Origin of the sequence: Geomonas ferrireducens, assembly GCF_004917065.1 — a bacterium.
Taxonomy (GTDB): Bacteria; Desulfobacterota; Desulfuromonadia; order Geobacterales; family Geobacteraceae; genus Geomonas; species Geomonas ferrireducens.
Genome location: NZ_SSYA01000001.1, coordinates 1,652,388 through 1,668,123 on the forward strand (window position 1 = coordinate 1,652,388; position 15,736 = coordinate 1,668,123).

The following is a 15,736-nucleotide window of genomic DNA, read 5'->3' on the forward strand; positions in this document are numbered from 1 at the left end:
GTCAGTCCCAGGCGGGGCGCCACCCCGTACCGCAGCTTCAGATCCTCTTCAGGAACCCGTCCGGTGATCCGGTGAGGGCGATCTTGTGTTCCAGGATCTTGTCCGGTTCCAGCAAAAGCGGTGCGCCGTCGCCGGCCCGGCGTCCCTCCTCATGCAATATGCGCAGATACTCCCAAACCGCCGTCTTCGGGTTGTTTCCCTTGCCCCAGGGGCGGGCGGAAGACATCTCTTCGGGGGCGTCCTCTATCACCGTATCCCCCACCATGCAGTAGCTACCCTTGCTGACCAGCGGGGCGTAGGCCTCGAGCTCGGCCAGGACGTGGTCGTGGGTGTGATTGCTGTCCAAAAAGACCATGACCCTCTGGAACTTGGCCGCGAACGCCTTCACCTCACCGATTATCTTTTCGTCGATGCTCGACCCCTCCAGCATGGTGATCTTCTTGGCAAGCGGGTGGGCCAGCAGCGACTGCTTGTTGTGCGGACGGATGTCGATGTCTATGCCGAGCACATGACCGTTTTTAATGACGTCGCATGCCTCCAAAACCGCGAGCATCGCCGCGCTGTGCACCAGGGTCCCCCCCCATGCGATGCCGGTTTCTATGATGAGGTCCGGTTTCGCCTCCCAGACCATTTCCTGCATGGCCTGCAGGTCCTGGGGGATCTGGATGATGGGGACTCCCAGGCAGAAGAAGTTATAGACGTAGTTTGCCTTGCCGATCCCTATCTCATCGAAGAAATGCTTTGACGCGGCCTTGAGTTCCTCGTTGCCGTCATAAAGCCTGACCCTCTCCTGCAGGTCCTGCCTGTATTTGTCCAGATGCTCATTCGTCATGCGCGGCTCCTTGTGGTTTCCGTGTGGGGGATGCGTGTTTGCCGGTCTTCGCTGTCGTTACGCCGATGGCGTCGGATGTCCGTCAATCGAGGTGACAGTACAGGACAAAATCGCCGAAGAGCGGCGCATGCAGTCGCAGGGTGAATTTGTACTCGGGGACCAGGCTTCTCACGAATTCCGCCACCTCATGCAGGTCGCTCGGGTAATGGTAGACGCATAAGGCCATTTTAGGCCTGTGTCGGCGGATGGTTTCCCTGGCCCCCCTAAGGAGGTCCATTTCCATCCCTTCTACGTCCGCCTTGATAAAAGAGACCGCCCTGCCGTCCAGGAAACCGTCGAGGGTCACCACCTCCACGCTTCCTGATTCCGTGTCGCTGGTAAGACCGTGACGGATTGGGGAATCGTTCAGGTAGGAAAAGCCCATGCTGCCGTTTTGGGATGCAAGGCCCGCTCTGACCATGGTCACCGAGTCTTCAGGGAAGGCCCATTCTGCCGCGAGCCTTTGCATCCGATGGGTGAGCGCGGCGAACTGCCGTTGTCCCGGTTCGAAGGCGTAGATGTGCCTGAACGTCCCCATGTTTTCCCATATGAAACGCTCCACCGTGTCGCCTACGAACGCGCCGGCGTCGACAAAGGTCTCATCGAAGGTCCCGCTGAACTGAGGCAGCGAAAAGTACATGTCCTTCTCCATGACGTCCAGGCAACTGCGTGTCGTGCCGGTCAGCATGGCGTACAACAGGGCGTTGAAGGTCTCGACGGACCGCTCATCCCCGAGGTAGGTGTCCCGGACCGCCGCAAGGCGCAGGTAATTTTTGACCACGTAGTAGCCGTCGAGGGAAACCAGGTTGAAGCCGTGTCCCGACATGGCTTCGGTCACCTCTCTGACGACATGCCGCGCCGCTATGTACACGGTGGTGTTGGAGGCTACTGCGGGGTCTGTCGGGGCGACGACCCTGATCCCTTCTATGGTGCCGCCGGCTTTAAGCGGGTCACGGTCGATGAAGTGGTTTATCTTCGCCCCCTGTGCCACGAGGTGACGGGCCGCCCAGGTGCCGACGAAACCGGCCCCGTAGATTGCCACGCCCCGTTCGTTGTCGGCGTCGGCGCGGGAAACCGCCGGCGTCAGTTGCTCGACCAGCCGGTTGATCTCCTCTGTCGTGTACGGAAGTCTTCCTTGCTGCATGCTTCCTCCTTGATTCAGCGTAAGCGGTATATGGCGCCCTCGGGCCAGCCTAACTCGAGGGCTGCTTTCTCGATGGCGTCGCCATGGAGGTAGGGTGCTATGACCAGCGCCCCCTCTTTGGGGACTTCGCTCGGGCCCATGATCCTGCTCTTCCGGTAACGGCACTGCTGCTTGATGCCGCTGGAGTCGCAGATGGAAAAACGGAGGTCACCGATCAGCGGCAGCAGGCTGAACAGCTCGGCCGAACAGCCCCAGAAGGTGATGGCACCGTGCTCGGCTGCGATGGCGCGCACCGTCCCGGCCTGATTCTTCAGTCCCTGCTGCGATCCCGTTATGAAGGAGGCGATTTCCCCGCTGCTTCGGAACTCAGTGCCGCCAGAGCCGCCTTTACGCGCCAGCACTACCAGGGACGGGTAACTGAACTCGGGGGTCGGCACCATCGCTCGTTCGACGCTCACCACCTCGAAACCTTGCCTCTGCAGCGCGACGCAGACGGCCTTTGGAGAGAAATGGTTCACGTGTTCCCTGATGCCGATCCAGAAAGCGGTTCCGATAGGGAAATCCCCGTAACGCTCCGCATCCGGAACCTCGATCATGATGTGTCCTCCGTCCTCAAGCACGCGGGCAGCCTCCTCCAGCACGGCATCCACCCCCCGGATATGCTCGAGGACGTGGAAGTAGCAGAGCAGAGACCGGGTTGCGGCCTGGAATGGAAGGTCCACCGCCCTTCCCTCCTGGAAGGCGACCACCCGCTTCCTCCCGCTCTCCGCCGGTGTCGCCGGAATGCTCTTGAGGTCGATATCGACTCCTATGCAGTCACCCTGCCAGCCGTTTCCCGTCAACCAGAGCAGGAACCCGCCGCGGCCGCAGCCGACGTCGATGACCGGCGTGTCCGAGAGCCCGGCCCGAACCAGGATGTCCCGGTAATACCGGTACTTTTGCAGGTTTTCCGGGGCGGAGATGTCGAAGTGTGCGCTCTCGAAATAACAGCATTCCGTTTCGTAAAATCCCTTGAGTACGTCGTCGGAAATGTTGGCGATAAATGACATGCCGCACTGGGGGCAGTCAAAAAAACTGGCGGTGTAGTCAAATATCGACACGTTGAGCCCGCTGAACGGCCATGCCGTCAGAAAATTGGAGCGTGCTCCGCACGCGGGGCAGGGAGAGGCAGTGGCGTTATCTCGCATGGCCTGTGTGTTCCTCCAACTGTTGCAGTTTTTCCAGAAGGACCTCGCGGTATGGGTCTATGTTGTCGACCTGAGCGTACTTTATGTGACCGCAGCGACTGCAGACGGTATTGGCGCCGCGTAGTCCCTCCAGGTGTTGCCGACGTAGGGCGTTAAAGGCCGGGGAAGTCCAGATTTTCTTCAGCGACTCTTCCCGGACGTCCCCCACTATCAACTGCTGGTCCCAATCCGGGCAGCACGCGCTTACCGTCCCATCCGCATTCACCGCGGCTGCGTAAAAGATGTAGGTGCAGACGTCTTTTTGCTCCAGCGGCTGCTGGTATTGTCCCTTCTCCGCTGCCACCTTCGTGCGTGCTCGCTCCTCCACATCGAAGCCGGGCCAGATGGGGGCCAGATCCTCGACGAATATGCGGTCGCAGCAGTCGCCGAAGGCAGAAAGGAACTCCTTTTTATCCCCCTCGCTGAGGTAGTTCCCCGGAACCTTGATGGTGATTTCACAATCGCCCTTGTGGGTGTGGAGCCACCTCAGTTTTGCGACCAGAGCTTCGAAGTCGATGTCGGTCCCGGCGTGCTCCAGGTACTGCGACCTGTTGACCCCCTCAAGCGAGATGTTCATCCGGTCCAGTCCCGCATCGATGATCTCGGCGAGCGACTCCACGGTGAAAAGGGAGCCGTTGGTGGCGAGGTCTACGTACTCGACCCTCCCGCTTCGCTTCGCGAGGGAGACCATCTGGGGGAGCTTGCGGTTCAGGAATGGCTCCCCGATCTTGTTCATGCGCAGAACCTTGATAGGCCTGTCGAACTCTTGCAGGTCCGCGATCACCTTGGTGAAGAGTTCGAAGCTCATGGTGCCCCGCTTGTATGTCGATCCGGCGATGAGGTCTTGATGCCCGGAGGGGCAGAACCGGCAACGGAAGTTGCAGGCACTGGAAGGGTCCACGTACAGCAGGAATGGGGTCTCCAGCGGGATCACGTCCTGCAGCGGCGTGCGGTTATCGAGGTTCAGCTTGGAAATGTTCTTGGCCTTCATGTCATCTCTCCAGGTGCCGGCGGTGCGCGGCTTGACTTACCGGTTGGCGTTCGCAGGGGACGCAGTACATGACCGAACCGGTGCCGCACCAGCTATGGAGGCGCAGGTAAAACCGGTAATCGGGGACAAGCTCCATGAGCCATTGCGGCAACTTCCAAAGGCCCAGGTGGTTGTGGTAGGTGGTCACCACGATGATGGGGCGGTGCCGCCGGATGGTCCGCGCCGCACCCTTTAGGGCTTCCAGTTCGCCCCCCTCCAGGTGCAGCTTGATGAAGCTCGCCTCGATGCCCATGTCGTCTACGGCCTGCACCGCGACCTGCGCGGGACCAAGCTCCGAGATCTGGGAGGCGTACCCCAAGCCGGGGAAGAAGGTGTCCTTTCCGGAGCCTGCCCCCACCGCGCCTTGAACGATCCGGATGCCTTCCGAAATCATCCGGGGAAGCGGTGCCAGGTTCCTGCGCAAAACGGCAAGGTTCTCCGGGTCCGGCTCCACGACCCAGATCGAGGAGAACCTCTGGCCGACTTCCCTGAGGAACCTCAGTGTGGTGTTGCCGTGATAGGCGCCCAGGTCGAGCAGGACCTCGTGATCGTTAAGGACGGAGGCGACTGGCGGGATGAAGTACCGGTCCGTCGCGTTCACCGGGCAACCCTCGAAAGTCCACTCCTGTCGCAGGTATCGCCAGGCGATGAACTGCAGGTAATGGGCGCGGGAGATGTCGTCCGACCACCCATCCAGCACCTTTTCCATGCGGGCGCCGTCGCATGGCCGCTGCACTCCGGCAAACCAGCCGTTCCCCAGGGGGTGCACGGCGCGGAAGGGTTCCGTCAGATCGTAGAAGGGGGCCACGTCGCGCCAGCCGCTCCCCGCCAGCTCGTCACGAAGCGGCAGGTAGGGGAGGGTGGCGATGCAGACCGCAAGCAGGGCATCCTGCTTGTACCGGTCGGGGACTTCGCCGGGGCTGACGATGCTGGTCCCCTGCCAGAAAGGGTCGTCGCGGTGGCGGGCTGCATCGGCGTCAACGACGAAAAGGACTGGAACTCCCACGCTGCTGAAGAACTCTTTCGCCATCCTGCCGAGTTGCCCGGCACCGTAAAGGACAAGCGGCTTGTCAAGTGGCGATGCAGGCCGGGCCGGTTGCTGCGCGAGGATGTCCTGCAGCAGCAGCTTTGCCTCCAGCGCACCGGGGGCACCCTCGTATGTCACTGCAACGAAAGCAGTTTCTTGGACCATTGGTTGAGCCTCTCGTCGTCAGGGAAATACTTGCGGAAGTGGAAAACGGTCCCCTTGGTCTGCTCAAAGAGGCCGAATTTGGAGTATCTCCCGGGTTCGCCGGTAGTGCCGGGGAGGGAGAACAGTCCGGGGGAACCCTGGCAGGAGAGGAACCAGTCTGAGGGGGCGGCCCCGAAGATGTCGGTGAACGAGAAGGCGCGCTTCTCAAGGGAAATGCATTCCCGGTAGTGCGCATTGAGGGACGCCTCCATTCCGGCCGCGCTGAATTTCCGCCTGACCGACTCCGCGGCCCGCAACCCCATGGCCCTACGTTCACCGGGGTTCTTTGCCAGTCGGTGCATGGCGGCGGCGAATTCTTTCTTTGAACCCACCACCAGCCCGGTCTTTTCGTGTTCCACGATGAGGCACTCAGCCGGGTTGTCGAGCACCACCGGAACTACCCCCATCGACATCGCCTCGAGAAGCGCGTTTTCTGTGGTGCCGTAATGTTGCGGATTCAGCAGGTAGGCGAGCACGTTGAGGGATGCGAGTTCAGAGGCGACGTCGCTTGTGTACCCCCTGAATTCCAACAGCCCGGGGTTGCCTCGTTGCGCGCATTGCCGTTCCAGGGTTTCTTTGTTGGCGAGGTCTCCGATCAGCCTGACGCTGAAACCCGGGATCTTCACCTCCTCGAGGAAATCCACGTAGTCCGGATGGAGCTTGGCGAAGTTCAGGCTTCCCAGGTACCCGGCAACGGTCGCGTCGGCGTCTGCGAGAGTGGGGGAGGGGAACCCTTGGAAACCGGCGCAGCTGGAAACGACTCCGATCCGCTGAGCCACCTCGCTGGGGAGCCCTCTTACCTCTTTTGCCTGGAATGAGCAGGCGGATGTGAACAGGAATTTGTGAGCGGCGAGTAGGAGCCCCTCCGGGAGGATCGGGTTGAAAAGCCCGGAGACATGGCTCCAGACCAGGAGCCTCATCGGGGGAAGGGGGGCGCCGCAGAGCGCCGCCATGGTTGCCGGGTGGTTCCACCACTCCAACTGGACGACGTCGCTTTCTCCGATCAGCACATGCAACCGCTCCGTAGGTGGGCAGACGATCAGTTCGCTGCCGGACTGCTCCACCAGTTCCGCGAACTGCGATTTTTCCTGCTGCTCGAAGGTGACGATGGTATGCCGCACGTCGGAGCCGGACGAGGCCGCCTGCATGGCCAGCCCGCTCAGTGCCTTGCCGACCCCTCCGCCTAGATGGGCCGTTAGGTGCAGTACCTTGATCATGGCCGTCCCCGTCGCGATGCAACCAGCTTTTCAAGGAGCTCCGTCGCGTATGGATCGAGGTTGTCAGGCATGCCGTGTGAGAGCTGTCCGCAATTGGCACAGACGTCGAGCCCCTTGCGTTTCATGGAAAGAAACGCCTTCTGGTACTCGAACAGCGCATCGCCGTCCCAAATCTCCTTTACGCTCTGCCTTTTGACATCGCCGATGCTGAGTTTCCTGGCCCAGTCGAGAAAGCAGGTGCTGGCGGATCCGTCGGAGTTGATCGAGAAAGAGTAAAAAACGTAGGGGCAGACCAGTACCTCTTTGATCTGCTGTCCGTAGATGCCGACCTCCTGGTTGATATCCACGCCGTTTAGCTCAAATTCGGGCCAGCAGGACATGATGTGCTCGATGTACACGCCATCAGCTATGTCGCCGAATAGCTCGTAGAACCTGTTTTTGTCAGCTTCGGTGAGCGTGTCACCGTTGATTTTCACGATCATCTCGCACTGGCGCCTGTTCTGGTACAGGTGGCGTATGTTTTCAACCAGCTCCTCGAATTCTATGCGGACCCCGGAAAAGTCCTTGTACTGCTCGGCGTTGATCCCCTCGATCGAGATGTTGATCCTGTCGAGCCCCGCGTCGATGATCTCAAGGTTCTTCTCTGGTGTGAGCAAAGAGGCGTTGGTGGTGGTGTCTATCCTTTGGCAGCAGTTGCTCTTTTTCGCGTACCTGATCATCTCGGCGAACCGGGGATGCATCAGCGGCTCGCCGTCCTTGTACAGCCGGAGCACCCTGACCGGCTCCTCGAACTGGCAGATGTCGTCGATGATTTTCCGGTAAAGGTCGAAGTCCATCACCCCGTGGACCCTTCCCGGGGTGGCCTTCATCAACGCCCTGTCGCCCGTAGGGCAGAACTTGCACTGGAAGTTGCAGGCGTCCGACGGGTCGACGTTTATGATGAAAGGGGTCTTCAGGGGGATGACCGTTTCCAGGCGGGTCCTGTTGACCATGTCTATGCGGGGTTTGATCGCTGCCTTCATGTGATGCTCCTTAAAAACGATTGCAGTTTCGCCGTGTTACCCCAAAACGCCATCGGCTCGTAGTCAGGGTATGGGTAATGCCCAAGGTTGAGCTGCATGCAGCTTTTCTCCTCGTCCAGCCACTTTTCCACCACCCCCCGCACGGATACCGGTCTGCCTGAACAGACGTTAACCGTCCCTAGGCCATTTCCTTCCAGTGCCAGCTGCACGATCAGTCGTGCGACCTCGGCTGCGGGTAGATAATCCCTCAACTGCTCTCCCCCAGACATGTTGAACGCGGAGTCGCCGCGTTCCAGCGCCTTGCTGAATGCGGGGTAGAGCGAAGTCTCCGGCTGCCCCTTGCCGTACATGTAAAAAAGGCGGGCCCAAGTGAGGTCGAACGGGCGGGCCTTTCTTAAAAACTCCAGTTGTCGGCGCAGGGCATCCTTGGCGAGGGCGTAAGGGGTCGCCGGGGAGACGGCATTCTCTTCCGATAGCGGGCCCGACTGCATCCCGTATTCCAGGCAGGTGCCGGTAACAAGCAGCGAAGGGAGACCTTCCATGACCAGCTTCTTCAAAAAACGGTACTGTCTGGGGAGCTCACATTCGAAGTGCCGCATCGAGTCGTAGTTAGGCAGCCCCCCCCAGGCGAGGTGCAGCAGCACGTCCGGTCTTCCCAGCCTGTCGAAGCAGCCGTCGCCTGAAGATTCGATGTCCATCTCCACCACCCTCATAGTGGCTGGAAGGTCTCGCAGGGAGCCGCCGTTGCGTGTCACTGCGACTACCTCGGTGCCGATTCGGGCGAATTCCGCTAGGACGTGTCTCCCCACGAAGCCGCTTGCACCGGTGACCGCTACCCTCTTTCTCATCGTCCCGCCTCACAGAACTCAAGGGACGGGATGGCTACCAAAAACCGCGTGCCCCACTGGCGGGCGTACTCCAACTGCTGCACGATCTCCACCTTGATGTTCCAGGGGAGGATCAGCAAGTAATCCGGTCTCGCCACCCGCAGCACCTCCTCGGAGACGACCGGGATGTGGCTTCCGGGAAGGAGTTTCCCCTGCTTGTACGGTGATGCGTCGACCACGAACGGGATCAGGTCCTTCTTGATGCCGCAGAAGTTGAGGAGGGTGTTTCCCTTGGCGGCGGCACCGTAGGCCGCGACCGTCTTTCCCTCGGCCTTTCTCGCCAGCAGGAAGCCTAGGAGTTCGTCCTTCACCCGTTCCGCCCTTTGCTGAAAACGGCTGTAGTAGCCTAAGTCCAGCATGCCGGCTGCCCGTTCCTTCCTTTTGAGCTCATCGACGCGCGGCGCAATCGGCCTGCTGTCGTCCTCGGCGTGCCTTGCGTAGACCCTCAGTGAGCCGCCGTGGGTGGGGAGCTCTTCCACGTCGAAGACCGTGAGCCCCTGCCGGGCCAGGATCTGCTGCGCACAGTGGAAGGAGAAGTAGGAATAGTGTTCGTGGTAGACGGTATCGAACTGGTTGTTGTCGATAAGCTGCATCAGGTGCGGGAACTCCAGCGTCACCACCCCCCTTTCTTTGAGCGCGATCTTGAGTCCGGCAGCGAAGTCGTTCAACTGCGGCACATGGGCGAAAACGTTGTTGCCGATGATGAGGTCGGCCTTCCTGCCTTCACTGGCTAGACTTGCCGCTAAAGCCTCCCCGAAGAACTCTTGCAGGACAGGTACCCCCAGCACCCTGGCGGCCTCAGCCGTCCCGGCGGTCGGCTCGATCCCAAGGCACGGGATGCCTGCGTTCACGAAATTCTTCAGCAGGTATCCGTCGTTGGATGCGATCTCCATGACGAAGCTGCTGCCGTCGAGCCGAAGCCGTTCCGTGATCATGGTGGCGTAGCGGCCGGCGTGTTCGAGCCAACTGCTGGAGACCGATGAGAAGTAGGCGTAATCATGCCGGAACAGTTCGTCTGCCTTGGAGTAATCTTCCGTCTGGACCAGAAAACAGCTGTCGCAGATGAACAGCCTGAGGGGGAAGTACCTCTCCGGGGACTGCAGGTCGGCAGGAGCCAGGTAATCGTTTGATGGGGGGGCGAACCCAAGGTCTAGAAAGACTTGTGTAAGCTGCGCGTCGCAAAATCGGCAATTCATAGCAGTATCCCGGTGAAGTCTGGAGTAAGGGGGCGGTGGTCGCGGTCACGCTCCGAGAGGGCGGTAACCGGTACGGGCCATGGTATGGCAAGCCGCGGATCGTCGTGGCGCAGCGCTCCCTCAGCCTCCGGATGGTAGGAGGCGGTATGCAGGTATAGTAGTTCGCTGTCCGGCTCAAGGGCCTGGAACCCATGCGCACAACCTTCCGGGATCACGAGCATCCTGCCGTTCTCCGGGGTGAGTTCCTGCGCACACCATTGCAGGAAGGTGGGAGAGCCGGCCCTGATGTCGACGGCCACGTCCCAGACCCGCCCCTTGAGGCAGCGAACCAGTTTCATTTCCGCGTGCGGGGGGAGCTGGAAGTGCATTCCCCGTACCGTACCCTTCTCGCGCGTCAGGGAGTGGTTGATCTGGATTATGCGACGCTGCCCGATGACGGCGGAAAGTTCCTCCTCGCAGTACAAGCGGGCGAAGCTGCCGCGGACGTCGGAAAACCTCTCCGAAGCCACCACCAGCACCCCCGGTAAAGCCGTCTCTTCTATCCTCACGCGCCCCCCCATACTGCGCCGCCGCGTCTGGCCGCGGTGACATAGGCTGCGAGCTGGCTGTGGCTCTCGACGTGCCCGCCGTTCAGGTAGGCGCGGTACCACTCGGCCGTCGCGTCGAGGGCGTCTTCCAGCGCCCATACCGGGCGCCAGCCGAGCTCTTTTTTCGCCTTGCCGCTGTCCAGCGACAAGAGCGCCGCCTCATGCGGCTGGGCGCTGTCCGTCGTCTGCCAGGCAAGCTCCGGCCACCGCTTCTTCAAACGGACGAGCACCTCGCCGACGGTAACCGCGCTCTCCCGTTCCGGACCAAAGTTCCAGGCACAGGCATGCCGGCTGTGCCCTTCCAAGAGCATCTGCCCGACCAGCAGGTATCCGCTTAGGCATTCCAAAACGTGTTGCCAGGGACGGGTGGATTGCGGTGAACGTATGGTGAGGGTGGAGCCGCCGGTCATGGCGCGGATCAAGTCGGGGATCAGGCGATCCTCGCACCAGTCTCCTCCGCCGATCACATTGCCGGCGCGGGCGGTAGCGATCAACGGTGCGCCGGGGGAGTGGAAGAATGCGCTCCGGTAGCTCGCCGCAACCAGTTCGCATGCCGCCTTCGAGGCGCTGTACGGGTCGTGCCCGCCTAGCGTCTCGTCCTCGTGGTAGCCGCGGTCCTGTTCCCTGTTTTTGTATACCTTGTCGGTCGTCACGATGACCGCGGCGCGCAGCGCGTCGCAATGGCGGCAGGCCTCCAGCAGGTTTGCCGTCCCCATCACGTTCGTCGACCAGGTATCCAGCGGCTCCCGGTAGGAGCGTCGCACCAGCGGCTGTGCCGCGAGGTGGAAGACGATGTCCGGATTTTCTCTCCTAAGGATTACGCCGAGCTTGGCGCTGTCCCGGATATCGACACGGTGTTCCGGTATATCCAGAGCGAGGAGGTCCCAATGACTGGGGGAGGTGTCCGGTGGGAGGGCGACTCCTACCACGCGCGCTCCCAGCGATAGAAGCCACATGGCAAGCCAGCTCCCCTTGAAGCCGGTATGCCCGGTCAGCAGGACCTTCTTGCCCTGGTAGATCCCCACGAAGTCGGTCATTGCCAAATTTTCCAGGCCGCCTGCCCGGAACTCCAGAGGTGGTTCAGGTCTTCCTTGTCCCTCATGGCGTCCATGCACTTCCAGAAACCGTGGTGCTTGTATGCCATAAGCTGGTTGTCTCTGGAGAGCCCCTCCAGCGGATCCTGCTCCCACATTTTCTGATCCGAATCGGGGGGGAGATAGGAGAATACCTCCGGGCGCAGCACGAAGAAGCCGCCGTTGATCCATCCGCCGTCGCCGATCGGTTTCTCCTTGAAGCTGGAGACGTAGTTTGCGTCGTCCATGCCGAGCAGGCCAAAACGCCCGGCCGGCTGGACCGCCGTCACGGTGGCGATCTTGCCGTGCGCGTGGTGGAATGAGAGCAGCTTGTCGATGCTCACGTCCGCCAATCCGTCACCGTAGGTCAGGATGAACTCCTCTTTCCCCACGTACTCCTCAACCCGCTTGAGTCGTCCCGCGGTCTGGGTGTTCAGCCCGGTCTCGACCAGTGTGACCCGGAACTTCTCCGTGTTGGTCTGGTGGATCTCGAAGCTGTTGGTCTTCAGGTTGAAGGTGACGTCGGAATTGTAGACGTAGTAGTTCATGAAGTACTCTTTGATCATGTACCCCTTGTAGCCGAGACAGATGATGAACTCGTTGATCCCCTGGGCTTCGAAGACCTTCATGATGTGCCACAGGATCGGCTTTTCCCCGATTTCGATCATCGGCTTAGGCTTGAGACATGATTCCTCCGAAATCCTGGTCCCCATTCCGCCTGCAAAAATGACTACCTTCATAACGTACCTTTCGTGGTGAGGATTGGCCGCGCGCACGAACGCCTTCACTCACTGGCGGCGCGGGCTCTTGTTACGGGCTGTCATGAGGGATAGCAACTATCGTGCCGTATGTCAGGTGGTGAAAATGGCTTAAGCGGGATGGGATTTGGCGGTGGGTGTCAAAAAAATGAAGCGGCTTCGCGCGGGGGCGTAGCCCCCGCAACTGTTGCCGGTGTCTTAGGTCGGCGTATTTAGAAGGGAGTCTCTGCCGCGCCGTCGAACTGGTCCGCGGTCGGGTCCATGATCTTGCCGCGGGCGTCGGTACCGGAGAACTTGAAGACCATGTGGGACGGGTCGATGGTCGCGTTGTTGGTGGAGTTCTGGCTCAGTAGGAAGGTGACGGTGGCGGATTGCTTCTCCGGGTTGTAGACCACGCTTATCGGGTTCTGCGGGATGTACGCCTCGGTCGGGAGCACCGGCAGCAGGTTGTTGTAGTAACCGGCGGCGCCGCCCGTCGCCTTCGTGATGGTCCAGTTGCTCGTATCCTGCACCGACTGCGCATCCATCGCCGAATCGAAATAGAAGGTGAGGCTGAAGGCCTTTGACTGGAGCGGCTGTCCGGTGGCGGCATCGACCCCGAGAAGGCCGAGAAGCGAGGTGCCGGCCTGGAGCGCCGGGAAGAAGGTGTCGGTCTCGCCTCCCCCCCCTGCGACCATCTGCGGCTGGGCGATGGTCGCCTTCAAAAGCGCCCCCTGGGACGCGTCCAGGTTGGTCAGCGTCGTGACCTCCTGCTGGGCATTGGTGCTGTCGCCGAGTTCGGAGTAGGCGACGCCGAGCTCGAAGTGGGCCGCCGCCATCTTCGGCCGGATCTTCACTGCCTTGGTCAGTTCCTTCACCGCCTCGGCGTACTTTCCTTCCCTGTTGTAGGTGGCACCCAGGCTGTAGTAGGGGTTGGGGTCGTTGGGGGCCATCTTGGAGACCTTCTTGAACTGCGCTTCGGCTTCGCTCAGGCGGTCGGTCTGCAGGTAGAGCTGTCCCAGGGTGTAGGGTGCGAGGGTGTCGCTGGGGTTCAGGCGCGCCGCTTCCTTGAACTCCTTCTCCGCCAGGTTGTACTTCTTCTGCTGCAGGTAGATGTTTCCCAGGTTGGTGTGCACCGAGTCCTGGGTAGGGTCGATAGAGAGGGAGCTTTTGTAGGTCTTGATCGCCTCGTCGTACTTGCTCTGGGCCAGGTAGGAGTTGGCGAGGAGGTTGTATGGCTGCGCAGTGGTCGGGTCGAGGGAGATGGCGCGTTTGAACTCGTTGGCCGCGCGGGTGTAGTCCTTCTTCTGGAAGAAGGTTGCACCGGAAGCCATGGCGCTGTTAGCCGCCTGTGCCCTCATGGTGTCCTGAGAAGTCAGCGTGTCGAACATGTCGCTCAGGTAGTCCCATGCTGTTTTCGTTGCCATAACGTCCTCCGCCTTGGGCTTGTCAGCCGCGTAACGTATCGGCGCAAGCCGGGCGAAACTTTAATAAAAAGTTGCCCCGTCCCGAGTAAGACGGGGCCCGACCACTAGGTGTTGGTTATAAACGTTGAACGCTTAACGTTGAACGTCTTCTCGGTTCTATCCGTTCACTGCCTGCTTCAGGGAATTGAGGCTCTCGCGGGCCTCGCGGTTCCATGGCTCCAGGTTGATCACCTTGCCGAAGAAGGCCTCGGCCTCCTCGGGACGGTCCAGCATGGTGCATATCCTGCCGAGGCCCATCAGCGTCTCTATGTTTTTGGGTTCTTTTTCGAGTTCTTCCAGGTAGATCGTGATGGCGCCGTCCACGTCGTACCCCTCCACGAAGTAGAAGTCGGCGAGGTTCTTCCTGAAGGTGCCGTTGCCCGGCCTCAGCTGCGCCGCCTTTTCATAGTGGATGCGGGCGGTCTCACTGTCCCCATGCTCGTGGGCGAGCACGGCCAGGTCGTTGTGCGCCGGGGCGAAGTCGGGGTATAGCTCGATAAGCCTGCGCAGTTTGGTCTCGGCGCCTGAACGGTCGCCGCTTTGCACCATCTCCTGCGAGAGATCGTAGAGTTCTTCCGCGGTCAGTTCGTCATCCACGCATGCCGGGGCGGGTGCCGCTGAAGTCACGCTTGCTTGCGCCGGTGCGGCCGCGGCTTCCTTGAGCGCTTTCAGACGCTCGCGTGCCGCCTGGTTCCACGGCTCGATCTCGAGCACCCTTTGCAGGAAGGACTCCGCCTCGGTCGGCTGCCCCACGCCCTCGCAGATGATGCCGAGGTTCAGCAGGGTCTCGACGTCACGCGGGGACTTCTCGAGGAGTCTAAGGTAGATGGAGATCGCCTCATCGACTGCATCGGTCTCGACGTAGAGGAGGTCGGCCAGGTTCTTCAGGTAGACGTCCTCGTCCGGCTGCAGACGGACCGCCTCTCGGTAGTGCTTGAGAGCCTGCTCGCAATTGCCGAGCTGGTAGCTTACCGCCGCCAGATCGTTGTGTGCCACCGCGTGGTTCGGGTAGCGCAGCAGGTGCTCCCTGAGCGTCCTTTCCGCCTTTTCCATGTCGCCCCCGGAAACAAGCGGCTTCAGGTTCGCGTACGCCTCGTCCGCGCTGAGCGGAGCTGGAGCAGGTTGTGCCGCCTGCGGTTCGGGCGCTATTTCGAAGCCCTGGAAGGGCTGCGAGGAGAATTGCTCCTGTGCCGGCATCGCGGTCGCGCGGGGCTCGGACTGGACGGCCTGGCCGCTCGCGGCGATCAGCTTAAGCCCGGTGAACGCTTCGATGTGCTGGATGCGGAAGCGCTCCACCGTCTTCAGCAGGAACTCGCGCATGCCGTGGTTCGGGTACCCCTCCGGGATAAAACCGATGCTGTCATTGAGCTCCCTGCGCCAGAGCGGGTGCGGTGCCACCTCGGAGAGCTGGGAGAGCTGCTGCACCGTGTAGTCAGGCCAGATCACCTTGCCGTAGCTTGTATGGTTGGCGAAATTTTCGTGGGGGATGGCGGTAAAGCAGGTATCGCCGTAGGCGAGCATCGCGGTCGGGTTCGTTTCCAGCGCCGCGGCCAACTGCTCGTAGGCGTCGCGCCTCATGCGGTCGGTGGCGTCCAGGATGGTGAGGTACCTGCCTGACGCCATCTTGAGCGCCATGTTCACCGCTTTAACCGCTGATGCGGCGGGGACCTTGAGCGTGATGAGGTTCCCGTACCGCTTTTGCAGGTCAGCCGCCACGGCCCATTCGCATTCGTCGGAGCCCTGGTCCACCAGGATGACCTCCATCCTGTCGGCGATGCTCTGCTCCATAAGTCCGCTAAGGCACTCCCTGAGGTGGGATTCGCGGTTGCGGGTGACGACGATGGCTGAAACGAGCGTGCCGTTCTCAACCACGGCGACCGGGCCGCCGTTCGGGCGGGTAACTAGCTGGCTCATGAGTATCTCCATTTACGATTTGGTCGACAGCGTGCCCGCTTCGGATCTCCGTCGGGGAGCGGGCGAGGCTGATCAGGATGATCGAAAGCAACTGCCATGCCAGAGGCAGGAGCGTTCGGTGGCCGGGCTATAAGA

At 61.0% G+C, this 15,736-nt stretch carries 14 protein-coding genes; all 14 read right to left on the minus strand.

Annotated features, from left to right (window positions below; all coding sequences use genetic code 11):
• Positions 1 to 37: 37 nt before the first annotated feature.
• On the minus strand, positions 38 to 832 hold the full coding sequence (locus tag E8L22_RS07185; RefSeq protein WP_136524506.1) for a cephalosporin hydroxylase family protein: 795 nt from the start codon (positions 830 to 832) through the stop codon (positions 38 to 40).
• An 82-nt stretch (positions 833 to 914) separates the two neighbouring features.
• Positions 915 to 2,015 (minus strand): FkbM family methyltransferase, encoded by a 1,101-nt coding sequence (locus E8L22_RS07190; RefSeq protein WP_136524507.1) that lies wholly within the window; start codon positions 2,013 to 2,015, stop codon positions 915 to 917.
• Positions 2,016 to 2,029: 14 nt separating this feature from the next.
• Positions 2,030 to 3,064 carry a class I SAM-dependent methyltransferase gene (locus tag E8L22_RS07195; protein ID WP_162604790.1) on the minus strand — a complete coding sequence of 345 codons (1,035 nt, stop codon included), beginning with the start codon at positions 3,062 to 3,064 and terminating at the stop codon, positions 2,030 to 2,032.
• Between the two features lie 127 nt (positions 3,065 to 3,191).
• The gene (locus E8L22_RS07200; protein WP_136524509.1) at positions 3,192 to 4,232 is read right to left on the minus strand and encodes a radical SAM/SPASM domain-containing protein; all 1,041 of its coding nucleotides are present in this window, start codon (positions 4,230 to 4,232) and stop codon (positions 3,192 to 3,194) included.
• A gap of 1 nt (position 4,233) precedes the next feature.
• Positions 4,234 to 5,463 carry an FkbM family methyltransferase gene (locus tag E8L22_RS07205; protein ID WP_136524510.1) on the minus strand — a complete coding sequence of 410 codons (1,230 nt, stop codon included), beginning with the start codon at positions 5,461 to 5,463 and terminating at the stop codon, positions 4,234 to 4,236.
• Positions 5,433 to 6,719, minus strand: a complete 1,287-nt coding sequence (locus E8L22_RS07210; RefSeq protein WP_136524511.1) for a glycosyltransferase family 4 protein — start codon at positions 6,717 to 6,719, stop codon at positions 5,433 to 5,435. Before E8L22_RS07210 ends, E8L22_RS07205 begins: the two co-directional genes overlap by 31 nt.
• Positions 6,716 to 7,741 (minus strand): radical SAM/SPASM domain-containing protein, encoded by a 1,026-nt coding sequence (locus tag E8L22_RS07215; RefSeq protein ID WP_136524512.1) that lies wholly within the window; start codon positions 7,739 to 7,741, stop codon positions 6,716 to 6,718. The genes E8L22_RS07210 and E8L22_RS07215 overlap by 4 nt, the downstream gene beginning before the upstream one ends.
• On the minus strand, positions 7,738 to 8,589 hold the full coding sequence (locus E8L22_RS07220) for an NAD-dependent epimerase/dehydratase family protein (protein ID WP_136524513.1): 852 nt from the start codon (positions 8,587 to 8,589) through the stop codon (positions 7,738 to 7,740). The genes E8L22_RS07215 and E8L22_RS07220 overlap by 4 nt, the downstream gene beginning before the upstream one ends.
• Entirely contained in the window at positions 8,586 to 9,824 is a 1,239-nt protein-coding gene (locus tag E8L22_RS07225) for a class I SAM-dependent methyltransferase (protein WP_136524514.1), read from the minus strand. Before E8L22_RS07225 ends, E8L22_RS07220 begins: the two co-directional genes overlap by 4 nt.
• Positions 9,821 to 10,372, minus strand: coding sequence for a dTDP-4-dehydrorhamnose 3,5-epimerase (rfbC, locus tag E8L22_RS07230; protein WP_136524515.1), 552 nt, complete (start codon positions 10,370 to 10,372; stop codon positions 9,821 to 9,823). The genes E8L22_RS07225 and rfbC overlap by 4 nt, the downstream gene beginning before the upstream one ends.
• Positions 10,369 to 11,448, minus strand: a complete 1,080-nt coding sequence (rfbG, locus tag E8L22_RS07235) for a CDP-glucose 4,6-dehydratase (protein WP_136524516.1) — start codon at positions 11,446 to 11,448, stop codon at positions 10,369 to 10,371. The genes rfbC and rfbG overlap by 4 nt, the downstream gene beginning before the upstream one ends.
• Positions 11,445 to 12,224 carry a glucose-1-phosphate cytidylyltransferase gene (gene rfbF / locus E8L22_RS07240; RefSeq protein ID WP_136524517.1) on the minus strand — a complete coding sequence of 260 codons (780 nt, stop codon included), beginning with the start codon at positions 12,222 to 12,224 and terminating at the stop codon, positions 11,445 to 11,447. The genes rfbG and rfbF overlap by 4 nt, the downstream gene beginning before the upstream one ends.
• Positions 12,225 to 12,454: 230 nt before the next feature.
• Complete coding sequence (locus E8L22_RS07245; RefSeq protein WP_136524518.1) at positions 12,455 to 13,648, minus strand: tetratricopeptide repeat protein; 1,194 nt, start codon at positions 13,646 to 13,648, stop codon at positions 12,455 to 12,457.
• 156 nt (positions 13,649 to 13,804) lie between these two features.
• Positions 13,805 to 15,601: a tetratricopeptide repeat protein gene (locus E8L22_RS07250; RefSeq protein WP_136524519.1), complete on the minus strand. Its 1,797-nt coding sequence runs from the start codon at positions 15,599 to 15,601 to the stop codon at positions 13,805 to 13,807.
• Positions 15,602 to 15,736: the final 135 nt, after the last annotated feature.